The sequence below is a fragment of the Ideonella sp. genome (genome assembly GCF_044358605.1).
In the GTDB taxonomy this organism is placed as follows: domain Bacteria; phylum Pseudomonadota; class Gammaproteobacteria; order Burkholderiales; family Burkholderiaceae_C; genus Ideonella.
The window spans coordinates 1-23,031 of the sequence record NZ_JBIKNQ010000005.1; the positions used below are offsets into that span (position 1 = coordinate 1).

At 65.1% G+C, this 23,031-nt stretch carries 22 protein-coding genes; 14 read left to right on the forward strand and 8 right to left on the reverse strand.

All coding sequences use genetic code 11. The features are described from left to right. Positions 1 to 161: 161 nt before the first annotated feature. The 5 genes from ACIQ3Q_RS02820 to ACIQ3Q_RS02840 form a co-directional block, all read right to left on the reverse strand. Positions 162 to 710 carry a hypothetical protein gene (locus tag ACIQ3Q_RS02820; protein WP_396267456.1) on the reverse strand — a complete coding sequence of 183 codons (549 nt, stop codon included), beginning with the start codon at positions 708 to 710 and terminating at the stop codon, positions 162 to 164. 149 nt (positions 711 to 859) lie between these two features. Then, entirely contained in the window at positions 860 to 1,714 is an 855-nt protein-coding gene (locus ACIQ3Q_RS02825) for an alpha/beta hydrolase (RefSeq protein ID WP_396267457.1), read from the reverse strand. Positions 1,715 to 1,760: 46 nt separating this feature from the next. Continuing rightward, positions 1,761 to 2,405, reverse strand: a complete 645-nt coding sequence (locus tag ACIQ3Q_RS02830) for an outer membrane beta-barrel protein (RefSeq protein ID WP_396267458.1) — start codon at positions 2,403 to 2,405, stop codon at positions 1,761 to 1,763. A gap of 39 nt (positions 2,406 to 2,444) precedes the next feature. Continuing rightward, entirely contained in the window at positions 2,445 to 3,293 is an 849-nt protein-coding gene (locus tag ACIQ3Q_RS02835; RefSeq protein ID WP_396267459.1) for an OmpA family protein, read from the reverse strand. 38 nt (positions 3,294 to 3,331) lie between these two features. Continuing rightward, complete coding sequence (locus ACIQ3Q_RS02840) at positions 3,332 to 3,736, reverse strand: DUF4398 domain-containing protein (protein ID WP_396267460.1); 405 nt, start codon at positions 3,734 to 3,736, stop codon at positions 3,332 to 3,334. Between the two features lie 230 nt (positions 3,737 to 3,966). Between ACIQ3Q_RS02840 and ACIQ3Q_RS02845 the strand changes: the two genes are divergently transcribed. The 3 genes from ACIQ3Q_RS02845 to ACIQ3Q_RS02855 are packed head-to-tail and all read left to right on the forward strand — an operon-like array spanning position 3,967 to position 5,062. Then, on the forward strand, positions 3,967 to 4,350 hold the full coding sequence (locus tag ACIQ3Q_RS02845; protein WP_396267461.1) for a hypothetical protein: 384 nt from the start codon (positions 3,967 to 3,969) through the stop codon (positions 4,348 to 4,350). Between the two features lie 11 nt (positions 4,351 to 4,361). Further along, entirely contained in the window at positions 4,362 to 4,733 is a 372-nt protein-coding gene (locus ACIQ3Q_RS02850; RefSeq protein ID WP_396267462.1) for a hypothetical protein, read from the forward strand. After that, positions 4,721 to 5,062: a hypothetical protein gene (locus ACIQ3Q_RS02855; protein WP_396267463.1), complete on the forward strand. Its 342-nt coding sequence runs from the start codon at positions 4,721 to 4,723 to the stop codon at positions 5,060 to 5,062. Before ACIQ3Q_RS02850 ends, ACIQ3Q_RS02855 begins: the two co-directional genes overlap by 13 nt. Positions 5,063 to 5,084: 22 nt before the next feature. On the opposite strand, the gene ACIQ3Q_RS02860 is transcribed toward ACIQ3Q_RS02855, so the two are convergent. Beyond that, the gene (locus tag ACIQ3Q_RS02860; RefSeq protein WP_396267464.1) at positions 5,085 to 5,243 is read right to left on the reverse strand and encodes a DUF3309 family protein; all 159 of its coding nucleotides are present in this window, start codon (positions 5,241 to 5,243) and stop codon (positions 5,085 to 5,087) included. 193 nt (positions 5,244 to 5,436) lie between these two features. Between ACIQ3Q_RS02860 and ACIQ3Q_RS02865 the strand changes: the two genes are divergently transcribed. After that, positions 5,437 to 5,937, forward strand: a complete 501-nt coding sequence (locus tag ACIQ3Q_RS02865) for a hypothetical protein (protein WP_396267465.1) — start codon at positions 5,437 to 5,439, stop codon at positions 5,935 to 5,937. A 92-nt stretch (positions 5,938 to 6,029) separates the two neighbouring features. After that, positions 6,030 to 6,623, forward strand: a complete 594-nt coding sequence (locus ACIQ3Q_RS02870; protein WP_396267466.1) for a BON domain-containing protein — start codon at positions 6,030 to 6,032, stop codon at positions 6,621 to 6,623. A 25-nt stretch (positions 6,624 to 6,648) separates the two neighbouring features. Here the strand turns inward: ACIQ3Q_RS02870 and ACIQ3Q_RS02875 are convergent, their stop codons facing one another. Both ACIQ3Q_RS02875 and ACIQ3Q_RS02880 read right to left on the reverse strand, forming a co-directional pair. Further along, entirely contained in the window at positions 6,649 to 7,338 is a 690-nt protein-coding gene (locus ACIQ3Q_RS02875; RefSeq protein WP_396267467.1) for a Crp/Fnr family transcriptional regulator, read from the reverse strand. 27 nt (positions 7,339 to 7,365) lie between these two features. Further along, positions 7,366 to 8,085, reverse strand: coding sequence for a Crp/Fnr family transcriptional regulator (locus ACIQ3Q_RS02880; RefSeq protein ID WP_396267468.1), 720 nt, complete (start codon positions 8,083 to 8,085; stop codon positions 7,366 to 7,368). A gap of 159 nt (positions 8,086 to 8,244) precedes the next feature. On the opposite strand from ACIQ3Q_RS02880, the gene ACIQ3Q_RS02885 reads away from it, so the two are divergent. The 9 genes from ACIQ3Q_RS02885 to ACIQ3Q_RS02925 all read left to right on the forward strand — a co-directional run bounded on the left by ACIQ3Q_RS02885 (position 8,245) and on the right by ACIQ3Q_RS02925 (position 23,024). After that, a complete protein-coding gene (locus ACIQ3Q_RS02885; protein ID WP_396267469.1) occupies positions 8,245 to 8,484 on the forward strand; it encodes a hypothetical protein in 240 nt (79 codons plus the stop codon). 13 nt (positions 8,485 to 8,497) lie between these two features. Next, positions 8,498 to 16,903: a GH36-type glycosyl hydrolase domain-containing protein gene (locus tag ACIQ3Q_RS02890; RefSeq protein WP_396267470.1), complete on the forward strand. Its 8,406-nt coding sequence runs from the start codon at positions 8,498 to 8,500 to the stop codon at positions 16,901 to 16,903. A gap of 58 nt (positions 16,904 to 16,961) precedes the next feature. Beyond that, positions 16,962 to 17,282, forward strand: a complete 321-nt coding sequence (locus tag ACIQ3Q_RS02895) for a BON domain-containing protein (RefSeq protein WP_396267471.1) — start codon at positions 16,962 to 16,964, stop codon at positions 17,280 to 17,282. A 7-nt stretch (positions 17,283 to 17,289) separates the two neighbouring features. Then, positions 17,290 to 17,559, forward strand: coding sequence for a hypothetical protein (locus tag ACIQ3Q_RS02900; protein WP_396267472.1), 270 nt, complete (start codon positions 17,290 to 17,292; stop codon positions 17,557 to 17,559). Next, positions 17,540 to 20,071, forward strand: coding sequence for a cation-translocating P-type ATPase (locus tag ACIQ3Q_RS02905; protein ID WP_396267473.1), 2,532 nt, complete (start codon positions 17,540 to 17,542; stop codon positions 20,069 to 20,071). The genes ACIQ3Q_RS02900 and ACIQ3Q_RS02905 overlap by 20 nt, the downstream gene beginning before the upstream one ends. Positions 20,072 to 20,488: 417 nt before the next feature. Next, a complete protein-coding gene (locus ACIQ3Q_RS02910) occupies positions 20,489 to 21,112 on the forward strand; it encodes an energy transducer TonB (protein WP_396267564.1) in 624 nt (207 codons plus the stop codon). Positions 21,113 to 21,214: 102 nt separating this feature from the next. Beyond that, the gene (locus ACIQ3Q_RS02915) at positions 21,215 to 22,075 is read left to right on the forward strand and encodes a MotA/TolQ/ExbB proton channel family protein (protein WP_396267474.1); all 861 of its coding nucleotides are present in this window, start codon (positions 21,215 to 21,217) and stop codon (positions 22,073 to 22,075) included. Positions 22,076 to 22,139: 64 nt separating this feature from the next. Beyond that, a complete protein-coding gene (locus ACIQ3Q_RS02920) occupies positions 22,140 to 22,571 on the forward strand; it encodes an ExbD/TolR family protein (RefSeq protein ID WP_396267475.1) in 432 nt (143 codons plus the stop codon). A gap of 27 nt (positions 22,572 to 22,598) precedes the next feature. Next, positions 22,599 to 23,024, forward strand: a complete 426-nt coding sequence (locus ACIQ3Q_RS02925) for an ExbD/TolR family protein (RefSeq protein ID WP_396267476.1) — start codon at positions 22,599 to 22,601, stop codon at positions 23,022 to 23,024. The last annotated feature ends 7 nt before the right edge of the window (positions 23,025 to 23,031 follow it).

Sequence of the window (23,031 nt, forward strand, 5' to 3'; positions counted from 1 at the left end):
GGCCTGTAGGACTCACCCGTAGGGCAGGGCGTCCAAGGGCGCTGGCGGGTGTTGCTCTCCTTGCCCGGGCACCAGCCCGGGCTGCGGATTGCGCCTACTCCAGCGCCCTTGGACACTCCTGCGCGGGAAGGATTTGTATGTCAACAGACCCTAGCAGCGGCTCATTGACTGACGGCGTGGCAGCAGCAGTAGTCGGCCTGGGCCACGTCAGAGCTCTGCCAAGTGTTGGCGCGCGAGCCGACCGCCCCCACGCTCTGGCCACCCAGATAGAAGTCTTGGTCGTTCATCACCAAAGCACCCAGGTCACCCAAGCCACTGGGGATGAGCACCGAGCCGTCCCCCACTTTTTGTCGCAGTGACTTGCCCACCATGTTCCAGGCCTTGCCAAACTGGCTGCAGGCCCTGGCGCAGGTCTGGCTTGTACCTTCGTCTTGCTGGTCCGTGCTGCGGTCGAACACAAAGTTGCGGCGCACGGCACCCACCACGCCGGGCGAGGCCACCAGCTCATAGCCGTCCTTGGTGTAGAGCCCGGCGCGCTGCGAGTCGAGGATCTGGTAGGGGTGCTTGGCCATGCAATAGGCCGCTGCAGTCGCCCCTGTCACTGCGGGCTCAAAGGTAAAGCTCTGCGCCGGTGGGTCTGCCGCCCAAACAGCCGAAGCCAACCATGGCGCCACCAAGACACCGATCAATGTGTGCACAAGACTTTTCATGTGGATCTCCCTGAAGTGCCGCGCGCTGCGTTGACCCGATGTCAAAGCATGCGGCGCGTGGCGGCACTATCGAAGAGATCCGTGCGCGGTGGAGCCCCTGAGGCGGGGGAGACGCCCCCTTCAAGCAAGGGGCCTAGGGTCTGTTGAGCCTAGACCAATCCCAGCAGCCGCAGCGCCAAGTGATGCAGGCGTGAAGCCGGGTCGGCCAGGCCGTTGACGATGTTGAGATGGTGGCAATACGGCAGCGTCTCGCAGATAGGCACGGCGCTCGGCCCCCATTGGTGGCGGATCAGCAGGTTTTGGCGCAGGAACTCTTCGCTTTCTTCCACCCCCACCACTGCCATCAAGGGCCGCTTGGGGCGCGGAAAGAAGGCCGGGCTCAAGCGTTTGACGCTGGCCGGGGTCAAGCGCAGATCGTCTTTCAAGAAGGGCGTGTGACGCAGCGGCTCCAGGTCAAACAAACCCGAGATGGACAAGCCGCCATGCACCAACTGGGGCGGCAGGTCAGTGCCAAGGTCGCGCCAGCGGCAGCACAGCAGCATCGCCGCCAAATGCCCGCCCGCCGAATGGCCGGCCACCACGATGCGCTTGGGGTCGCCGCCCCAATCGCTGGCATGGCGGTAAACCCAGGCCAGCGCCTGCGCCATCTGCAGGGCAATCTGTTCGATGCTCACCGCCGGGCATAAGCTGTACTCGGGCAAGACCACCGTGGCCCCGGCCTGCACCAAGGCGGGGGCGACGAAAGAGTGGTCATCTTTGCTGAGTGAGCGCCAATAGCCCCCGTGGATGAAGACCAAGATGGGCGCACCCGGCTGAGACGAGGGGAAGACATCCAAACGCTCGTCGGGGTGCTCACCATAGGCCTGGTTCAGCAAGGCCCCTGGGCTGCCTTGGCGTGCCAGACCAGAGGCTTCGCGCCAGCGCTCAAACAGCGCCGCATGGTCGGGGATGCGCGCGCGGTTGTTGTACTGCACATCGAGCCACTGGGTATCCATTGCACTCATGCAAGCCTCCTGGGTTGACGGGGAGGCCTCAAGGATAAACGCAAGTTCAGTCCGTGGGCGTCTGCAGGCCCAGCGTGTAGACATGGACGATGCCGTGGCCCGCCGCCGCGTCGTCAAACCGATAGCGTTCGGCATCCAGGCGCAGCGTCAAGGTGCGGTTGAGCGCGTACTGCACCCCGAGCCCCAGTTTGACGCTGCCCGTCGAGCGGCTGATGCTGTCATGCCGCGGCACCAGGCCGCCCTCGCCCTGGTAGTTCACCACCGTGCGCGCATACACGCCACCCACTCGCGCACTGAGCGCCCAGTCGGCGCCCAGCGGCATCAAGCCCACCACATCAAGATGCATACCTTGGAGCTTGACGCGACCCGACAAGCCCCCGGTGGGCAGCGCAAGGGCCCGCACGCCCAGGTCACCCAGATGAAAGTACCCCCCTTCCAAGGCCCAGAAGCTGTTGAAGCGGTAGCCTCCAAAGAGCTTCAAGGCGGGGCTGCTGCGGTCGTGGCTGACGGCCCCCAAGCTACTGCCCAGGGGCAGTGGGTGTTGCAGCAGCGTCTGCGCATCAAACTCGCCGTGGGCTTGGCCTGCGGCGAGGCCCATATAGGCATGGCTGTCTTGTGCACTTGCAGTGGCGCAAGTGCACAGCAGACCGAGCCCACAGGCCCAGCCCCGCAAACGAAAGACTTTGTTCATGGCGATCCTCTTGGTGATGATGCGGAAATGGCGAACCGGTTAACGGGGGCGGTGCGGCCCGACGCCGTCAGACAACACAATTTCCACGCGGCGGTTCAGGGCCCGCCCCTCCGCGCTTTGATTGCTGGCCACAGGGCTGCTCTCACCCACGCCACGCATGGACATGCGGTCAGCCGAAATGCCCGCTTCGCGCAGCACCGTGCCCACCATGTCGGCCCGCTGGCTGGACAGCGCCAAGTTGTGGGCCTCGGTGCCGGTGCTGTCGGTGAAGCCTTCAATCGTCAAGGTGCGGTGCGGATGCTCCTTGAGCACCACGGTCAACTGATCCACCAAGCGCAGGCCGGCAGGCTTGAGCTGGGCTTGGTCGGAGTTGAACAGCACATCGTCCAGCGTCAGTACCATGCCACGCGGGCCGGGCCGGGCCTTGAGCTCGCGCAGGCGCTCTTGCAAGGCGCGATTCTCGGCGCGCACCAAGTCGGTCTGCATCTGCGAGCGTTGCATCTGCTGCTGCGCCACCCGGGCCTCTTCGGTGCGGGCATTCAGGCGAATGGCATCACGCGCGGCGCCCGCATTGCCAGATGACTCCTCGGCAGCGCGCTGGTCCATGGCCTCACGGGCGATGGCCACGCGCTGCCGAGCCAGATAGGCCAGGTGGCTCACCTCTTCCGCCGGGTCTTGGCGCTGCCAAGAGGCTTGCGCGGTTGTGAGCGCACCTTGGGCCTGGCGCATCTCCGTGCTGGCATAGCGGTTGGCCCGGGGGTCCATCTCGGCGCTGCGGTAGTCCGCGCTGGCTTGGGTCAACTGGGCATTGGTGTCGGGCGTGGCGCTGCAAGCCGCCATTAGCGCCGCACTCAGCAAAGCCAGAGTGAAGGGAAACTTTGAAGTCATGATGAATCCTTGAGAAGTCGTGGATAAGGCCGGTAGGTTTAAGGGGTCACACGCCGAAGCTCTTCGCGCAGCACGCGGTTGCCTTCACCCAGGGCCGCAGCGGCCTTTTGGGCTTTGGCACTGCGCGCTTTGGCTTCGGCCAGGTTGGCGTCGGCCTGGGCCTCCATCGCCAAGCGCTGAGCCGCCTTGGGCTTGTCATCGGCCAAGGCCACCTGCGCCTGCGCCAGCTTGTCGCGAGCGCTGCGCAGCTCAGTGGGGGCCGTCTCGGCCGCGCCCGCACTGGCCGCACTGGTGACGGCTGCCTGTGCGCTCAGCATGGGTTGGGTGGGCGGTGGCGTAAGGCTGGCGCAGGCTCCCAGCAGCAAGGCCGCGCTGCTGAGCCCAGCGAGCGCCGCCGTGGAGCGTCTCGACCAAAGTGTGAGAAGAGTCGACCGTGTGTGCATGGGGTCTCCTGGTGAGCATTGAGGGCCAGCAATGCCTCAGAAGGCACGGCTTGGGTTGGCCCTCAGTCTGCTAACTAACGCAAGCGTTGTCGGTACGACGGCGTACAGACTTCATCACGGGGTCTCCCTACAGTGCATTCAGGGCCAAGCCAGGGTTGCACCGACTCCAGCAATGGCGTGCTGCGCTCTAGGCCCTTCATCGACCTCCACACCTTCAACCCAGGACCCCCATGACAACCCCCCAAACCGATTCCCTGCGCTCTAGCGCCCATGCCACCGCCGCACAACTCGGTGATGCACTGAACTCTGCCGAAGGCATGGCCAAGCACGCCACCCACTCGGCCGCAGATCAGGTCAACCAAAGCCTTCATGCGCTGGTGCAAGAAGTCAGCCCCAAACTCACCAGCATGGCGGAGCGTGTGGCCCAGATGTCGCGCCAAGGCATGGCGGCCATGCAGAATGGCCAGCACCAAGTCAGCGACTCTCTGCACGATGCCAAGGACAGCACAGTCAGCTACATCCGCCATGAGCCTGTCAAGTCGGTGCTGATCGCTGCGGCCTTGGGGGCTACTTTGGTCACCGTGTTCACGATGCTGACCCGCAGCAAGCACTGAGCGCACCGGTCATGGCTCACTCATTCCTCAGACTGGTGGCTGCGCAGCCCGAGCTGCTGGCCGAGCATGCCCTGGGCTATATGCAACTGGCGGCCGAAGAAATGAGTTGCTTCTTGGCGCACTGCCGCCTTCGACTGTGGTTGACGGTGGGCGCGGTGTGCGGCGCCACGGCGGCCGTGGTCTTGGCCGGTGTGGCGCTGCTGCTGTGGGCCATGCTGCCGATCACCCCGGACAGCGCAGCTTGGCTGCTCTGGGCGGTACCCACCGCACCCGCCTTGCTGGCCGTGGCTTGTGCCCTGCGCTTACGAGCGATGATGCAGCGGCGCCCCTGGCGCGCCTTGCAAGTGCAATGGGCACTCGACGAGGCCGCATGGCGGGCGTGAGCCTCAGCGCAGTGGAGCGCTTGGCCGCTTCGCGCTTGCGCTGGGCGCAAGCGCGACACGCTCCAGCGCCTGCGCCCCTGTCGAGCCAGATCCAAGCACTGCTTGCGCCGACCATTCAGCGTCACCCTTGGCGCTGGATGGTGGGGGCACTCGCGTCGGGCGGTGTCTTGGCCGCCACATGGAAGCACCTGCCCCGTGCCAGTCGAGAAGCGCTACTGAATGCCGCCCAAGCGCTGGGGCAAGAGGCTTTGCTGCAAGCTTGGATACAGGCGATGTGCGTTGGCACCGTGCCTGATGCGGCCAGCGCCGACGCACCAGCGCCGCCTTGAGAGCGACGCTGGCGGCGTGTGCTCAAAGACTGCCAGTGAGCAGCAGAACGATCACCACCAGCAACAGCAGGCCCAAGGCCCCTGAGGGCGCATAGCCCCACCCTCGGCTGTGTGGCCAGGTGGGGATCACCCCCACCACCATCAGAATCAAGACGATCAAGATCACGGTACCTAAGCTCATGGGGTGTCCTTGCAAATGGGGAAAAAAGTCACCCCCAGCATGAGCGCCTGCCAAGCGTTCGACTGTTCGCCGCCGCACGGTGGTGCAGCGCAGCGCAGCCTAGAGTCGCCGCATGCCACACCCGCTGTTAGCGCGCCCCCTTCTCCTCCTCTTCTGCACCCTGGGGGGCCTGCTGAACAGTGCCTGTACCGCCTTGTTGCCCAGCACGCGCCAAGAGGTGTCGGCGCCCTGGGCCAGCTATGAAGAGGCTGTGCAATCGCTCAGCGCCTTGAAGCCCTATCAGACTCCTCGGTCCGCCGTGCATGCGCAAGGGCTGGATCCACAGCATGCGCCAATGGTCAAGCGCTTGCACTTTGCGGATGTGCTGCAACGCCTCTCACCCGCCATGCTGCTGCACCCCAGCGAGACGGACCGTGGCATTCGAGACTGCTGGCAGGCCGGCCAGCGCTGCATGGGATACGCCGTCGCTGTGCGCAAGGTGACGCGCCTGAGGGTCGGCAACTTTTGGTTGGACTCCCTGAACTTCAAGCGCATCACCGTCACCTCTGGTTGGAGTGTGGAGGCTCTGTTGGTGTTTGTTGACGATGAGCTGGTCTATGCCTTGGTGGGCGGGCATCCCACCATCCTGGCCCATGAAGAAACACGCAACCCCCTAGGCCCGCTACAGAGCTGGGGCAATCACCTGATGGACTGAGTGCAAGCCTCGGCTCGTGTTCGTCAACGCACCGACAGCCAACGCGCTGCTCAGCAATGCTCGGTACTCCCTCACTTCTCAAGGAAGCCACCATGTCCTCACATTCGACGTCATCTTCAACCCACGCAGACTCTGCGGCATCAACGCATCGAGACACCCGAGCTGCCAGCACGGTGGCGGCGGATCTCTTTCATGACTCCACCATCACGGCGCGTATCAAAGGACAGTTCCTCTCCAAAGACCGATTTGATGGCACCGACATCAGTGTCTCCACCCAGCTAGGCCGTGTGACCCTAGATGGGCAAGTCAAGACCCAAGCGCAGCGCGAATGGGCCGAGAACGCCTGCATGGCGGTGGACGGTGTGCTGAGCGTACGCAACGCGCTGAACGTGGTCCCTGAGCCGCATGAAAACCACGGCGACCACGCCTCAGCCAAACACCAAAGCAAGACCGAGCGCTTGGCCTCGGACACCTGGTTGACCACCAAGGTCAAGGCCGAACTGCTGGCCGACAGCGTGACCAAGTCCTTCCAGATCCATGTGAAGACCTTTCATGGCGTGGTCAGCTTGCATGGTGAAGTCGCAAGCCACAAGGCCATCACCCATGTCACCGCACTGGTGGCCGCGATGGACGATGTCAAGCATGTCGATCCGTCCGGCCTAAAGGTCAAGCATCCACCGCTTTGAGTAGGTGCCTCAAGCGCGGCGCTTCTCAGCGCCGCAGCTTGAACACCTTGCGGGCTTGAAGATCCTCACCGTAGCACGCGCACGACGCTGTACACAAGGCCGCATGATCCAGCACGGTGAACTCGCCACGGTGGTAGTCAATCAAGCCTCGGAGCTGGAGCGCCCTGGCCGCCAGCGTCACACTCACCCGCCGCACCCCCAGCATCAGGGCCAAGACCTCATGGGTCACATGAAATTGGTGCGCAATCGAGCGGTCATCGCACATCAGAAGCCACCGCGCCAAGCGCTGCGCGATGTTGTGAAAGCACAAGCACGCCACGGCCCGCGCCAGTTGATCCGTCTGGCACGCAAGGTATTGCAGAAGCTTGCTGCGCAGCACGCCGCTATCATTCAAGGCCTGGCCGAAGTCTTGCCGAGAAACACGCCAGGCTTCACCCGCATACAGAACACGCGCGGCCATCGGCGCCTGGGGTATACCCAGCACCAAATGGGCGCCGATCACGCCCTCGTGCCCCACCAAGCTCACCGCGAGCGCGGCGTGGCCGTGCGCCTGGCCCAACAAGGCCACCGCCCCCGAGCCCGGGAAGAGCAAGAACTTAGCAGCATCTCGGTGCCCACTCAGCGTGAGCGCCGCCGCCAAGCTCATGGGCTCGCAAATGGCCAGCAAGTGGCGCCGGTCGGCAGCAGGCAGGGCGGCAATGAGGTCGTTCGTCATCATGCAGTGCGGGCTATGGCGAAGGGTTTATTCAGCCACCACATGGGGCAACAGGCGGCCATACTCGCGGCGCACCACTTCATAGCACTCACAGGTACGGGCCTCCAGGCCGGGCCGGTCGAGCACCGAGATATGGCCTCGAGCGTACTTGATGAGGCCAGCGCGTTGCAGCTTCAGCGCCGCCTCGGTGACGCCCTCTCGGCGCACACCCAGCATGTTGGCGATCAGCTCCTGGGTCATCCAGAGGTCGGGGCCGGGCAACCTATCGAGGCTCAACAAGAGCCAGCGGCAGAGTTGTTGGTCCAGCGAGTGATGCCGATTGCACACCGCCGTTTGAGCCATCTGGGTGATCAGCGCTTGGGTGTAGCGCAGCAGCAAGTGCATCACCGGGCCAGAGTCATTGAACTCTTGCTTCAAGAAGCGGGCGCTCAGCCGATAGCCCTGGCCGGCGCTTTGCACCACGGCGCGGCTGGGCGTGGATTCACCGCCCATGAAGAGCGCAATGCCCACCAAGCCTTCAAAGCCCACCACCGCAATCTCGGCCGACCCACCGTCTTCCAAGACATAGAGCAAGGACACGATGGCCGTGGTGGGGAAGTAGACATGACCGATGGTGGCACCCGACTCATAAATCACCTGCCCCAACGGCAGGTCGACGGGCTCCAGTAGCGGCTCCCAGCGCTCCCAGATGGAGCCCGGTAGTGCCGCCAAAAGGTGGTTCGTTCGGGCCTTGCTGTCCAAAATCATGTGTAGATCCTCACTCAATTTTGTTAGACGAACTCGCTGATGACAGCAGCACGCGAGGACGATGGCTGACTGTAAACCTACGCTGCGGTTCCCACCGTTCGATAGCGCACAGACCCCTATCGGCCAGCCTTGCATGCTGCGTGCTTTGCAAGGAACACCATGTCTCAGCCTCCTGCCCATGACCTGTCTTGGTGTACGGCCTGCAGTGCCGCCCCGCCCGACTTGAATGCTGCGGAGGTGAGCCACTTGCAGGCGCATCTCGTGCTGTGTAAGCGTCAGCGCAGGTGGGGCGAGCGCTGGCAATGTGTGGCGCAAGACCTGCTGGTGCTGGCCACGGCGCGCCTGCTCACCACAGCCCTGTTGATCGCGGCGGCGGTTCTGTTGCTTCAAGCCCTATAGGGCGGCGGACGTGTTGTCCGCACGACCCCGCGACTCGGTAGATGTGGCCGCGCTGCCGCCGCTGCTGAGTGCCTTGCGCCACCCGCTGCAAGCCCCGCTGCGGGCCGAACTGTTTGGCCCGCAGCGCTTTGGCCAGCATGGGCGCAGCTTGGCCATGAGCCATGCTGTTGCGCCCCAGCCTTGGCGCAGAGCGAGCTTTGCACCAGCGCTGCGCAGCAATGTCGCTGCGCTGCGTGAGGCTCACAACGCCATGGCCGAGCAGGCGCGCCTAGGGCACGACCTATCCCCCGCCACCGAGTGGCTGCTGGACAACTTCCACCTCATCGAAGCCCAGGTGCAAGCCGTTCATGAGGGCCTGCCCCACCGCTACTTCCGCGCCCTGCCCAAGCTCAGCACGGCCCCATTGAGTGGCCTGCCACGCATCTACGGTGTGGCCTGGGCCTTTGTGGCGCACACCGACAGCGCGTTTGATCTTCAGCTGCTGGAAACCTTCTTGTTAGGCTATATCAGCCAAGGCACGCTGACCTTGGCTGAGTTGTGGGCCCTGCCGACGACCCTGCGAGTGGTGCTGATCGAGAACCTGCGCCGCTTGGCCGAGCGTGTCGCCACGCAGCAGGCCGCCGTCGACTTGGCCAACCTCTGGGCGGACCGCGCCGAGCCTCCACCCTTGAGTGTGTTGATGCAGCAGAAGGAGGCGTTGGAGCGGCGCGGCGTGGCCACCGTCTTCTTGAATCAGTTGGCACAGCGCTTCAGCGCTGAAGAGCCCAGCGCACTGTGGGCCAGCGCTACCCTGCAATCCTGGTTGCTCCAAGCCCTGCCCCGGCCCGCCGCCAGCGCCGCTCAACAGGCGGCTGAGCAAGCCGCCGACAACCTCAGTGTGAGCAACGCCGTGCAGTCGCTGCGCGCCATCGACGATGCGGACTGGCCGGGTGTGGTGGCGCGGGTCAGCCCGCTGATGCACCGCATGCTCGGCCACGCCTTGTTTGCGGCGGAAAGCACGCCCACCCAAGACGACAGCCTGCATGCCCTGGAGCGGCTGGCGCGCCGCAGCGGGCGCGGAGAGTTAGAGGTCGCCGATGCCTTGCTGCAACGTTTGCAAGCAGCCGCGCCAGATCAGCCTTGGCAGGCCACGGCCCAGCATTGGCTGCACGGAGAGGGGTTCAACGCTCTGGCGGCTGACTTGGGCCTGCCCCGCAGGGGCCAGTGGCTGCAGCGTGCCCGCAAGCTGGGCAGCAGCGCCTACATCGCTTGTGTGCTGGGAGCCAGTGCAGCGGCAGTGATGTGGGCTTGGCCCCAGGCGCCACTCCCGCTGAGCCTGATGATCTTGTTGGCCGCGCTGATGGGCATCACGCTGTCAGAGGCGGTTCAGGCCGTGCTGAACCGGCTGATCAGTGAGTCGGTGCGGCCCAAGCGCCTGGCGCGCCTGGCCTGGCCCGAGGGCGTGCCGGCTGCTCACCGTGTGCTGGTGGTCATACCCGCCTTGCTGAGCGACGCCCCGACGCTGCGAGCGCTCTTGCTGAGGCTGCAGTTACACCAGTTGGCCAACCCCGAGCCGCAAGCCCAGTTTGCGCTGCTGACCGATTGGCCCGACGCACCGCAAGAGCACCTGCCCTCCGATGCAGGCCTGTGGGCCGAGCTGCAAGCGCAGCTGCAGGCGCTTAACAAGGGCGTTCAGCCTTTGCCCTGCTTGCCAGGCGACGCGCTGCCGCCCCCGCGCTTTGTGGCTCTGCACAGGCCGCGCGTCTTCAGCCCCGGCGAGCAGTGCTGGATGGGCTGGGAGCGCAAGCGCGGCAAGCTGGAGCAACTGCTGCGCCAGTTGGCCACCGGCTCGGGCGGAGATTTTTCAGTGCCCGGCCCCAGCGGCGCCTTGGCCAGCGGCATCACCCATGTGCTGACGCTGGACAGCGACACCGAGCTGCCGCCGGGCCGCTTGCGCGAGCTGCTGAGTGTGGCGGCCCACCCCTACAACGCACCGTCGCTCAGTGCAGAGGGGCGGCACCTGCGGCATGGCTGGAGCATCTTCCAGCCGCGCCTGGCGAGCCCGTTGGCACAGGGCGCCCAGGACACCCGCTACCACCGCCTGATGTCAGACGGCGGGGGCCTAGACCCTTACAGCGCTGCCAGCTCGGACGTCTACCAAGACTTGTTTGGGGAAGGCAGCTTCAACGGCAAAGGCCTGCTGCAGGTGCAGGCTGTGCAGGCCTTGCTGGGCGGGCGCCTGCCCAGCAATCAGGTCTTGAGCCATGACCTCCTGGAAGGGGCCATCGCGCGCTGTGCCGTGGTCAGCGACCTCAGCGTGGTGGAGGCCAGTCCCTGCCACAGCGATGTGGCGGCCGAGCGGCTCTCGCGCTGGACACGCGGCGACTGGCAACTGCTGCCCTTTGTGCTGCAAGCCGGCCGCTATGGCCTGAGTGGCTTGCAAGTCTGGAAGATGGTGGACAACCTGCGCCGCTCGCTGCTGCCGCCAGCCGTGCTGCTGTGGTGGGGCCTGAGTCTGGCCGGATTTGGCCCCGGGCCGCTGCAGGTGTTGGCAGCAGCGGCCGCGGCCTTTGGCGCGGGGCCTGTGATGGGGGCGCTGGCCGGCTTAGTCACCCGCCGCAGTGATGTCGCACGCAGGCACTTTTGGCATCGCGGCCTGATGGAGGTGCTGCGCGCCTTGGGTGTGACGCTCTGGAGCCTGGTCACCCTGCCCTTGGCAGCTTGGCGTGCGCTCAATGCGGTGGGCTTGGCGCTGTATCGCCAATGCATCAGCCGCCGTCACCTGCTGCAATGGACCACCTCGGCCAGCGTGGCAGCGCGCCAAGACCACAGCCTGACGGGGGCCTGGCGGCGGCATGGCTTGTTGAGCGCGGCCGCCCTGCTGGCAGGGGGCGCGGCCGTGGTGGCGGGCACGCCCTGGCCGCTGTGGGCAGCGGGCAGCGGCCTGCTGTGGGGTTTGGCGCCGTTGATGTTGTGGTGGATCAACCAGCCGGCTCAAAACCCCCAGGCCGAGGCGGCCCTGCAGCCCGACGAGGCGGAGGCCCTGGCCCAGATTGCCCGCGAAACCTGGCGCTACTTCGAGCGCGTGGTCGGGCCTGAAGATCGGCACTTGCCGCCCGACAACCTGCAAACCAGCCCGCATGAGATGCTGGCCCACCGCACGTCACCCACCAATATCGGCCTGTATCTGCTGAGTGCGGCCTGCGCCCGGCAATGGGGCTGGCTGGGCACTGAAGACTTGCTGGACCGCCTAGAGGCCACGCTGGCCACTGTGCAAAGCCTGCCGCACTATCGGGGCCACTTGATGAACTGGACGGCCACCCGCAGCCCCCAGCCTCTGCTGCCGCTGTATGTCTCCACCGTGGACAGTGGCAATCTGGCCGCCCATTTGCTGACCGTGGCCCAGGCCTGCCTGGCCTTGGCCGCCGAACCCTATGCCGCAGCGCCTAGGCTGCTGGCCCAGCAGCGGGCCGAGCGCGAGGTTCGGCGCTGCTGGCCGCTGCGCCACCACAACGGCGCGGCGCGCGTGCAGCTTTGCGATGCACTGCTCGATGCACGCCGCAGCCGCCAGTCGGCCCAGCGCGACGAACACGCCGCCGCCCAAGGCCTGGCGCCGCAGGCCGCACGCCGCCTGCACGCTGTGGCGGCGCAAGCCCAAGCACAGGCCGAGGCCATGGACTTTGGCATGCTTTATCACCCGCAGCGGCGCCTGTTTCACATTGGCCTGCGGGTGGCCGAACAGGCCTTGGACCCCGGTTTTTTTGACCTGCTGGCCTCGGAGGCCAACCTCACCAGCCTGCTGGCGGTGGCCCAAGGGCAGGTGCCGGTGCAGCACTGGAAGGCCTTGGGGCGGCCCTTTTTTGCCGTGGGCGTCAGGGCCGGCTTGCGCTCTTGGTCGGGCTCGATGTTTGAGTACTTGATGCCGCGCCTGGTTTTGGCCGCACCGCCCGGCAGCGTGCTGCACGACGCTGCGCTGACGGCTTTGGACGAACAGCGTGCCTTTGCGAGCCACCACCGGGTACCCTGGGGCTTGTCTGAATCGGCCTATGCCGGGCGCGACCACACCTTGGCCTATCAATATGCGCCCCAGGGCGTGCCACGCTTGGCGCTGCGGCGCACACCGCCAGACGACTTGGTGATTGCGCCCTACGCCACCGCTTTGGCGGCCATGCTGGCGCCGCGCCTGGCCTGGCGCAACTTCGTCGCCCTGCAGCGCTGGGGTGCGCGAGGGCGCTACGGCTTCATCGAGGCACTGGACTTCAGCCTCAGCCAGCGCCACGGCGGCCAGGCTTGCAGCCTGGTGCAGACCTATATGGCGCACCACCAAGGCATGACCATCGTGGCGCTCAGCAATGTGTTGTTGGGCGAGGTGGTGCAAGGCTGGGGTGCGGCGCACCGGCCGTGGCAGGCGGTGGCGTCGCTGTTGCACGAGCGCTCGCCTCGGGCCGTCTCGCGCCTGGGGCCTTGTGCAGCGGTGCCGCCGCATCGGGCCGCCTCGGCACACGCCACCGGGGGCTTGCGCGAGGTGCCCCCCGGCGCCACAGCCCTGGCGCCGACGCATCTGTTGTCCAACGGCCGCTACCGCGTCAGCCTCAGGCCCAACGGTGCCGGCTGGAGCCGCTGGGGCAGCACGGGCCTGAGCCGCTGGCGCGACGATGCGCTGCGCGACGCCTATGGGCACTTTCTGTACCTTCAGCGGCCGCATCATCCGACACCGCATTCCCTGACCCTGCACCCAGCGCCAGACCCCGGCGCCATCTATCGCTGCCACTTTCATGCCGACCGGGTGAGCTTTGAGGCCGAGTGGCCGGACCTGCTGGTGCGCACCACCGTGTGGGTGAGCCCCGAAGATGACATTGAATTCCGCCAGGTGGAGTTCAAGCACCTGGGTGATGCCCCGCTGACCCTGACACTGATGTCCGCCTTTGAGCCCACCCTGAGCGACGACCGCGCAGATGAGGACCATCCCGCCTTCAGCAATCTCTTTGTGCAGGCCCACTGGCAGGCGCAGGCCCAGAGCCTGTTGTTCAGCCGCAAGCCCAGGCTCACCGAGGACCCGGCCACGCATCTGGTCCACTTTCTGGCGGACCGCGACCCGGCAGTCACAGGGCTGCACTACCAGACCCGCCGCCTCGACTGGCGCGGGCGCCAGCGCGATGTGAGCCAGCCCTTGGCCCTGTTGCAGCCCGTGCCGCTGAAAGACACCGAACTGAACACGGGCCTGGACCCGGTCTGCGTGCTGGCCGCGACCCTGACTCTAGCGGCCGGAAGCACCGCCCGCCTCACCTGGGCCACCGCCGCCAGCACCGATGTGGGGGTGCTCTGGGCCGTGGTGGACAAGTACAGCCAAGGGCTGCAGGTGCAGCGGGCCTCGTTGATGTCCAGCACCCTGGCGGCCAGCCGCCTGCAGGCTCAGGGGCTCAGTGGCGAGGCTTTGCTGGCTCTGCAAACCCTGAGTACCGCCATGCTGCTGAGCTTGACCCGCGCAGACAGCCACGGGCCAAGGCCGAGCCGGGTGGCAGACCGCCGCGACCTGTGGCGCTTTGGGCTCTCGGGCGAGCGCCCTCTGCTGCTGGTCAGCGTGGCCACAGCGGCCGGCATGGGCCTGCTGCGCACTTTGGCCCAAGGCTTGCGGCTGTGGGCCTGGGGTGGCGTAGCCTGTGACTTGGTGGTGCGTTGCACTGGGCCGAGCTCCTACCACCAAGCGGTTCAACATGAGGTGGCCGGGCTGGTGGACAGCTATCGAGCCGAAGAGCCTGAGGCCCACCCGCAACGCCCAGGGTTCTTTTGGCTGCGCGGTGAAGACCTCAGCGCTGCGGAGTGGGACAGCTTGCGCAGCCTGGCCCGCTTGCATCTGCACGCCGATGGCCGGCCCTTGGCCCATCACCTGTTGCTGCGGCTGGACCGGCATGAACATGCCCTGGCCACCCGCCGATCGCAAGGCCACGTAGTGCTGCCACAAGGCCCCGGCGCTGGCCCCGCCTGCGTGCCTGCGGTGGGCCGCTTTGCCGCCGATGGCTCCGGCGAGTTCACCTTTGAGGTCAGTGCCCAGCAGCGCCCCCAACGGCCCTGGATCAATGTGTTGGCAAATCCCAGGTTCGGGGCGCAGTGCAGTGAAGCCGGCGGCGGCTACACCTGGGCCGGCAACAGCCGACTGCAGCAGCTCACCGCCTGGTCTAACGACCCCATCAGCGACCCCGCCTCGGAGTGGTGGTGGCTGCAAGACGAAGACAGCCAAGCGCAGTGGCCGCTGGCCGCCGCCGCCGGCTGCGAGCCCAACCTGCTCTATCAGGTGACGCACGGCCAAGGCTACACGCGCATCAGCCACCAACGCGGCACACTCAGTGTGAGCGCCACCTGGTGCGTGGATGCCGAGGCTTGCGTCAAGCAGGTTCAGGTGCGCTTGCACCACGCCGGGCCGCAGACCCTGCACTTGCGGCTGGTGGGAGTGGCCGAGTGGCTGATGGGCGCCCACCGACGCGACCGCAACACCGTCAGCACTGCCCTCTTCAAGCAGCGGCTCGAAGGCCACGGCCGCACCCTCACCGCGCTGCTGTGCAGCCAGAACGACCACGCTGCAGGCTTTGGCGGTCAAACCGCCTATCTGGCGCTAGTGGGCGAGGCCGACGAGGACGCAGACTGGACCTGTGACCGCCGAGAGCTGTTTGATGCCCAAGGGCGGCGTGTCTTGCCCCAGCACTTTGGCCAGCGCAGTGGTGAGGGTTTGGACCCGTGCGCCGCGCTGAGCCTGTCGGTGAGGCTGCGCCCCGGGCAGACAGTGGAGCGGACATTTCTGCTGGGCCATTCCGGCAGCGCTGAAGGGGCGCGCGGCCAGGCCTTGCAAGCTGCACTGGTGGCGCCTTCAGAGCGCTTGGCGCTCAGCCGCCACCACTGGGACCAACGACTGCAGGCGCTTGAAGTCACCACCCCCGACCCTTTGTTTGACGCCCTGGTCAATCGGTGGCTGCTGTATCAAACCGTGGTCTGTCGCCTTTGGTCCAAGGCCGGCTTCTATCAGGCTGGCGGGGCGACCGGGTTTCGGGACCAGTTGCAAGACGCGATGGCCCTGGCCTGGGCTGAGCCCGCACTGCTGCGCCGCCAACTGCTGCGCTGCGCCGGGCGCCAGTTTGCCGAGGGCGATGTGCAGCACTGGTGGCACTGGCCCAGCGGTGCGGGCGTGCGCACCCACTGCAGCGATGACCGGCTGTGGTTACCGCTGGCCTGCGCCCATTACCTGCGCTGCACGGCAGAATTGGCCGTTCTGGAGGAAACGCGCCCCTTCTTGGTGGCCCCGGCACTGGCCGCAGGCGCCGAAGATGCCTACACCACGCCGCAACTCGGTGCGGAGGCGACGCTGTATGAACATGCGGCGCTCGCGATAGACGCCAGCCTGGCGGTGGGTGAGCACGGTCTGCCCTTGATGGGCGGTGGCGACTGGAACGATGGCATGAACCGGGTCGGCGCCGAGGGCCGTGGCGAGTCCGTCTGGCTGGGCTTTTTTCTATGCCACGTGGTAGAGCAGTTCGCGCCGATAGCCAGAGCCCGCCAGGACCTCGCCCGCGCCGAGGCCTGGCAGGCGGCGGCGGCCGGCCGGCGCCAGGCGCTGGCCGGCCCGGCTTGGGATGGGCGCTGGTTTCGGCGAGCCTTCTTTGACGACGGCAGCACTTTGGGCAGCAACGCCGATGCCGAAAGCCGCATCGACCTGGTGGCGCAGGCCTGGAGCGTGTTGTCTCAAGCCGCACCGGCGCCAATGCAGGGCTTGGCGCTGGAGGCCATGTTGTCTCGCCTGGCCGAACCAGACTATGGCCTGTTGCGCTTGCTGGCGCCACCTCGCCAATCGGCCCTGCCCAGCCCCGGCTATGTGCAGGCCTACCCACCTGGGGTGCGCGAGAACGGCGGGCAATACAACCATGCGGCAGTGTGGGCCTTGATGGCGCTGGCCGAAGCACAGCAGCATGCCGCCACACAGCGCGCGCAGGGCGCCGAGGAAGTCTGGCAGCTCTTTACTTGGCTCAGCCCCGCTCATCGCAGCGCCCACCCCCTGCGCGGCCCGGCCTACGGGCTGGAGCCCTATGTGATGGCGGGGGACATCTGCAGCCAAGCGCCCTACCTCGGCCAAGGCGGCTGGAGTTGGTACACCGGCTCGGCGGCCTGGATGCACCGGGCCGCCGTGGAATCTCTGCTGGGCCTGCACTGGAGTGCCCACAGCCTGCATCTACAGCCCTGCCTGCCCAAGCACTGGCCGCAGGCGGAGGTGGTGCTGCGCCGCGACGGGCGGACCATGACCTTCACCTTGCTGCGCGTGACGCCCGAACAAGCCAGTGCCGAGTGCCTACGACGCCAGGCCCACCGACTGGAGGTGGGCGAGCGCCTGGCTTGGCCTGACTTACCCACCCAAAGCCACTTTTTGGTGCCGTTGCTGCTGCACTCGGTCGGCTAACGCACGGACGAAGGCACTCGCGCATCGCATGCTGGTGGCTCATCAACGGAGGTTTCACATGTTTTCTTTCAAAGCTCCCCTCTTGGCCTTCTTGGTCGCCAGCTCCGTGCTGGGGACGCTCGGCGGCTGTGCGGTGACGCGCGGTCAAGAGTCGCTGGGCGCCTACATCGACGACGCCAGCATTACCACCGCCGTCAAAGCACGCTTTGTCGACAACCCAGATGTCGACGCCAGCAGCATTCGGGTGGAAACACTCAACGGCACCGTGATGCTGTCGGGCTTTGCCAAGAACAACACCGAGCGCAGCACGGCGGAGTCCTTGAGTTGGAAGGTGAAGGGCGTGCGGGCAGTGCGCAACGAGCTCGTCGTTCGGCCTTGAGTGCCCTATGTCTGCGAACAAGCCTTCCGCCTATCTGCACGCAGACAGCGGCGCCGTGCGATTTTGGGTGCGGGTCAATGAGCTGCCTGTAGGCGCTAGCGTACCCAGTCATGTTCTGCGTTATTTGTATCAACCCGACGGCCCAGACGGCGATGCCCTGGCCCTGTATCTGGCCCATGCCGAGGCCCTGGCCGAGGCGGTGAGGCGGCGCGTGGCGGGCGGCTCCATCGAGCCCGTCATGCTACGCCAGAGCGACCTTGACCAGCCCCCCGGTTGAGCCCTCGGCTGCCCCGCCCAGCATCGGCCCCGGCCTGACGGCGGCGGAGGCGGCCAGAGCGCTGCGACTGTTCGGCCCGAATGCGCTGCAAAAGCCGGTGAGACGGGGCCTGTGGCGGCTCACGCTGGAAGTTGTCTCAGAGCCCCTCTTCATGCTGTTGACGGCAGCTGGCCTGCTGTACCTGGCATTGGGGTCGCGGGTGGATGCGCTGATGCTGCTGGGGTTTGTGCTCCTGAGCCTGGCGATCACCCTGACTCAGGCACACCGAACGCAAGGGGTTCTGGCGGCACTGCAAGACCTTGCGACGCCCCAGGCCTGGGTGCTGCGTGACGGCCAGCGACTGCGCATCCCCGGCGCCGAGGTGGCGCGAGGCGACCTGATGTTGCTGAGCGACGGCGACCGCGTGGCCGCCGACGCAGACCTGCTGCAAGCGAGCGACCTGTTGGTCGACGAGTCCATCCTCACGGGCGAATCCCTGCCCGTGGCCAAGGCGGCGGCAGGGGCAGAGGCTGATCGTCGAGTGCTCGCCGGTTGTTTGGTGCTGGCCGGAACAGGTTGGGCCCGGGTCACCGAGACGGGGCTCAGCACCGTGCTCGGGCGCATGGGCAGCAGCCTGCAAGACCTGAAGAGCCCGGACAGCCCGATGGCGCTGGAGATACGGGGGTGGGTTCGTCGCTTGAGCTTCTGGGCCTTGGCTTTGAGTGCAGGCTTGGCCCTGGCTCAAGGCTGGCTGTACCAAGATTGGCTGGGCGGCCTCTTGGCCGGCATCACCCTGGCCATGGCGCTACTGCCGCAAGAGTTGCTCATCATCTTGACGGTGTTCAGCGTGATGGCCGCTTGGCGGCTCGCGCGCCAGGGCGTTCTGGTGCGACGACCCGCCACCGTTGAAGCCTTGGGCAGCACCAGCGTGCTGTGCATGGACAAGACAGGTACCTTGACCCAAAACCACATGGCTGTGGTGGCCTGGGTGAGCCAGACAGAACAAAGGTGGCTGCTGGGGACAGGGCCGCCGCAGTCGCCGGAAACCTCAGGGCTGGCCACGGTGGCGCTGCTGGCTTGTGAATCCGAGCGATTTGACCCCATGGATCAAGCCATCGTGGCCTGGGCCAGCGACGGCATTGCTGGCCCGCAGACAGAGCCGCGCCTGAAGCTGGTGCATGAGTACGGACTGAGCCCTGAGTTGATGGCCATGACCCATGCCTGGCAAGGCCGCAGTGAAGAGCCCGCTCAACTGGCCATGAAGGGCGCCCCTGAGGCCGTGATCTCCTTGTGCCGCCTATCACCAGCCCAGCAAGGGCCAGTGTTGGCGCAGGCCAATGATCTTGCAGCCAAGGGATGGCGGGTGCTGGCGGTGGCCTCCGCCAGCCACACGGCCGAGGTCTGGCCGGAAACGCCTCATGGCTTTGACTGGACCCTGCTCGGTCTCCTGGCTCTGGCAGACCCTTTGCGGCCGGAAGCCCAAGGCGTCGTGCAGGCTTGTACCGCCGCCGGGTTGAGGGTGCTGATCATCACCGGGGACCACGCAGGCACCGCACAATCGATTGCCCAACAAATCGACCTCGGCCGCAGCACCGGCGTGATCACGGGGCTGCAATTGGAAGCCCTGCCCGCAGGGGACTGGGGGCCACTGGTTCGGCAGACGGCCGTATTCGCCAGGGTGACGCCTGTGCAAAAGCTGGCCCTGATACAGCACCTTCAGTCGGAGGGCGACGTGGTGGCCATGACCGGCGACGGAGTCAATGACGCCGCAGCCTTGAAAGCAGCTCATATTGGCATTGCGATGGGTGCGCGTGGCACCGATGTCGCACGTGAGGCGGCAGCCCTGGTCTTGATGGATGACCAACTCGGCGGCATCGTGCACGCCCTGCGCGCCGGTCGGCGTTTGGAGGACAACCTTCGCGATGCCATGGCATTTGCTATCGCTGTTCACGTTCCAATTGCAGGCTTAGCCCTGACACCTCTGTTGTTGGGTTGGCCCACGCTGCTGGCACCTGTCCACATCGCGTTTCTGGAGATGGTCATCAGCCCGGTCTGTGCCATTGTGTTGGAGGCCGAGCCCCTGAAACCACAGGCCATGCATCGGCCTCCTCGCTCGGCCGGGTCACCCTTGTTGTCGGGCGCTCTGCTGCGCCAAAGTTTGCTGCAAGGCATGCTGGTGTGGCTGCTGGTCAGTACCCTCTATGGTATGAGCTGGTGGCTCAGCGGTTCAGTCGACACGGTGCGCAGCCTTGGGTTCACCGCCTTGCTGACGGCTTGCTGGGGCCTCATCCTGAAGCACCACACATGGCGTGGTGGTGCACTGTCGGCACAGGCCCCCTTGGCCATCGTCACTGGCCTGACCGTCACAACCTGGATCTTGATGATGAGCATCGAGCCGGTTCGCCAACATTTGGGCTTTGGCCCTGTGAGTGTGGAACTGATCGCCGCGTGCATCGCCTGTGGCTGGACGACTTATCTGGCTCTGAAGGGGCTTGATCACCGGTTTCATGCAGGTACCGAGGGTTCTCCATGAGTGTTTTCGGTATAAGGCGGCTTTCGCCCAAAAAGGGTGCATGCCACAATTGCAATCGATTGCTAAAAGAATAACTCGAAAGTTTCCTTGCTTTTTGGGGCCTTGAATGACGCAATCTTTGGCTGGGCACTAAACTGTTTGATGCAGTCCGCCTTACGCGAGGCTTTCGAACTCGTTCAACACTCGGTCACCCCCCCCTAGAAGCTCATTCCGTTCGGTTACCTCGTTGTTTCACCTGTCAAAGATTAGGGTGAAGCCCGAATTCGCTGAATGAAAGTTCTGGATATAGTTCAGGCTTCGCGACCCAAAAAGTCGCTTTTATGACATCAGCGCTCCTTGAGAGCGACTGGAGGAAAACGAGTGAATTACGCTGAAGCACAGCGCGACCCTAACAAAAACCGAGTTGGGTTGAGCGTCGTGGTTGGGCTCCATGTCATCCTCGCTTGGGCCATTGTCACGGGCAATGCGAAGAAGGTGGTCGACGTGGTCAAAGGCCCAATCGAGACCAAAATCATCGAGGAGGTCAAGCCGCCCCCGCCTCCACCACCGGAAAAGTTGCCGCCGCCACCACCCAAGAACCTGCCGCCGCCGCCCGCTTGGGTGCCTCCGCCCGAAGTGAACGTCCAGGTGCAACAGCAACCGACGATCACGACGCAAAGCGTGAACCCCCCGCCCGCCCAGGAATTTAAGCCAGCGGCAGCGACACCGCCTGGGCCGCCTACGGCGCCCCCGGCACCGCCCGCGCCTCCGGCACGAACGGCGCCGTCGATTCGCTTTGGTGAGGCTGATAAGCCCGAGTACACCCCGGCGGCTCGACGTGCCGAAATCGAGTGCGAGGTGGTGGTGTCTTATGTGATGGAAACCACGGGTGTCATCACTGAGGCCAACGTCGAGAAATCTTGCGGATCGTCCCGAGAGCACAAGCAACTGGACAGAGCCACGGTCGATGCCGTCAAAGCCGTTCGCGGCAAACCCGGCACGGTTGACGGAAAGGCCGAGCGGCTCTCCGGCCGCGTGGTTTATGTCTGGAAGCTCGAGTAAGCCCTCACCGATCTGACCTTACCCCATCCCTGCGCAACCATCTCTTATCGAACCGCGAAAGCCTAATGGCTGCGCTCTGACCCTTTGTATTCCGGAGGAACCATGTCCTTTTTGAACACCATCCGTGCCCCGTTCTTGGCGGCCGCCCTTGCCATCGCTTCCCTGAGCGTGGCTCCCACCGATGTCCTGGCGCAAGCTGCATCCGCAGCTGATGCAGCGGCGCCTGCTGCGGCCTCTGCACCTGCTGAGCCCGTTGCGGCTCCCCCCGTCGGTGTGGCGACTCCTGAAGTCAAGAAGGAAGAAATCGAGAACCCCTATGGCCTGAAGGCCATGGTGAAGCACGCTGGCTGGTTCAGCGTGACCACCATCACCCTGGCCATCATGATCATCATGTCGGTCGGCAGCTGGTACATCATCATCGTGCGCCTCTGGGAGCAGAGCAAGCTCTACAAGAGCGCCCGCGAAGCCGCTGGCTTCTGGTCCGCTGGCACCGTGAAGAAGGCCACTGAAGCTCTGCCTGAGCGCAGCGCCTTCCGTTATGTGGCCGAAGAAGGCATGAAGGCCGCCGAGCATCATGAGGGCACGCTAGTCGGGCAAATCGACCGCCACACCTGGATCGGCATGAGCGTGCAGCGCGCCGTCGACACCATCAACTCTTCGCAGCAGAACGGCTTGGCCTTCTTGGCAACGGTTGGCTCTACCGCTCCTTTCGTTGGTCTGTTCGGCACGGTGTGGGGCATTTTGCAAGCGTTGACCCAGATCGGCGTTTCTGGTCAGGCCTCGATCGACAAGGTGGCAGGCCCCGTGGGTGAAGCGCTGATCATGACGGCCATCGGCTTGGCCGTGGCTGTGCCTGCGGTGATCGGCTACAACTGGTTGATCCGCCGCAACAAGCTGGCCATGGAGCAAGTTCGCTCTTTCGCTGGCGACCTGCACAACGTGCTGCTGGCTGGCAAGAAGTAATTGTCATGGGCTCCCGCCGGGGCTTTAAAAGGCCTCGGCAGCAACAAAGCGAGAGGAAACACCCATGGGAATGAATGTGGGTTCATCTGACGGTGACGATGACGGCGCGATGAACGCAGCCATCAACACCACGCCCCTGGTGGACGTGATGTTGGTGTTGCTGATCATCTTCCTCATCACCGTGCCGGTGGTGACGCAGTCAGTCAACCTGACTCTGCCCAAGGAAATCAACATCCCTACTCAAACCAAGCCGGAGAACGTGCTGCTGGCGGTGAGCAAGGATGGAGATGTCTATTGGGGCATCAAGAAGTACCCGGACGTAGACACCTTGGTGGCAGACCTTAAGAAGGAGGCCGTTAAAGATCCGCAGCCAGAAGTACATATTCGCGGTGACGAGGCCGTCCGCTACGAGTCCATCGGAAAGCTGATGGTGGCGGTCCAGCGCGCTGGTATTGCCAAGGTGGGGTTCATCACCGAACCGCCAGCTCGTCAGTAAGCTGCCGGAACATAAGAGAGGTCCCCAATGGGAATGAACGTCGGAAATTCCAGCAGTGATGATGTGATGGTGGACATGAACACCACACCGCTCATTGACGTGATGCTGGTGTTGTTGATCATGCTGATCATCACCATCCCGGTGCAGACACATGCGGTCAACATGAACATGCCCGTGAACTCGAACCAGGCGCCACCTCCAACGCCCCCGGAGATCGTGAAGATCGATGTGGACTTTGACGGTACCCTCTATTGGCAAGGTGAAGCCCTGGAGGGCCGCGGCGATCTGCAGGTGAAGCTCTATCGCGTCGCGCAGACCCCCGACCAGCCCGAGGTTCACCTGAACCCCAACAAGCTGGTGGAGTACAAGCACGTCGCCATGGTGCTGGCCGAGGCTCAGCGCCTGGGCGTCACCAAGATTGGTATCGTGGGTAACGAACGCTTCATGAATTGATCATGCT

Coding starts and splice junctions, on each gene's coding strand:
- ACIQ3Q_RS02820 (WP_396267456.1), bottom strand. CDS start 710: ATGAAAAGTCTTGTGCACACATTGATCGGTGTCTTGGTGGCGCCATGG.
- ACIQ3Q_RS02825 (WP_396267457.1), bottom strand. CDS start 1,714: ATGAGTGCAATGGATACCCAGTGGCTCGATGTGCAGTACAACAACCGC.
- ACIQ3Q_RS02830 (WP_396267458.1), bottom strand. CDS start 2,405: ATGAACAAAGTCTTTCGTTTGCGGGGCTGGGCCTGTGGGCTCGGTCTG.
- ACIQ3Q_RS02835 (WP_396267459.1), bottom strand. CDS start 3,293: ATGACTTCAAAGTTTCCCTTCACTCTGGCTTTGCTGAGTGCGGCGCTA.
- ACIQ3Q_RS02840 (WP_396267460.1), bottom strand. CDS start 3,736: ATGCACACACGGTCGACTCTTCTCACACTTTGGTCGAGACGCTCCACG.
- ACIQ3Q_RS02845 (WP_396267461.1), top strand. CDS start 3,967: ATGACAACCCCCCAAACCGATTCCCTGCGCTCTAGCGCCCATGCCACC.
- ACIQ3Q_RS02850 (WP_396267462.1), top strand. CDS start 4,362: ATGGCTCACTCATTCCTCAGACTGGTGGCTGCGCAGCCCGAGCTGCTG.
- ACIQ3Q_RS02855 (WP_396267463.1), top strand. CDS start 4,721: ATGGCGGGCGTGAGCCTCAGCGCAGTGGAGCGCTTGGCCGCTTCGCGC.
- ACIQ3Q_RS02860 (WP_396267464.1), bottom strand. CDS start 5,243: ATGAGCTTAGGTACCGTGATCTTGATCGTCTTGATTCTGATGGTGGTG.
- ACIQ3Q_RS02870 (WP_396267466.1), top strand. CDS start 6,030: ATGTCCTCACATTCGACGTCATCTTCAACCCACGCAGACTCTGCGGCA.
- ACIQ3Q_RS02875 (WP_396267467.1), bottom strand. CDS start 7,338: ATGACGAACGACCTCATTGCCGCCCTGCCTGCTGCCGACCGGCGCCAC.
- ACIQ3Q_RS02880 (WP_396267468.1), bottom strand. CDS start 8,085: ATGATTTTGGACAGCAAGGCCCGAACGAACCACCTTTTGGCGGCACTA.
- ACIQ3Q_RS02885 (WP_396267469.1), top strand. CDS start 8,245: ATGTCTCAGCCTCCTGCCCATGACCTGTCTTGGTGTACGGCCTGCAGT.
- ACIQ3Q_RS02895 (WP_396267471.1), top strand. CDS start 16,962: ATGTTTTCTTTCAAAGCTCCCCTCTTGGCCTTCTTGGTCGCCAGCTCC.
- ACIQ3Q_RS02900 (WP_396267472.1), top strand. CDS start 17,290: ATGTCTGCGAACAAGCCTTCCGCCTATCTGCACGCAGACAGCGGCGCC.
- ACIQ3Q_RS02915 (WP_396267474.1), top strand. CDS start 21,215: ATGTCCTTTTTGAACACCATCCGTGCCCCGTTCTTGGCGGCCGCCCTT.
- ACIQ3Q_RS02920 (WP_396267475.1), top strand. CDS start 22,140: ATGGGAATGAATGTGGGTTCATCTGACGGTGACGATGACGGCGCGATG.
- ACIQ3Q_RS02925 (WP_396267476.1), top strand. CDS start 22,599: ATGGGAATGAACGTCGGAAATTCCAGCAGTGATGATGTGATGGTGGAC.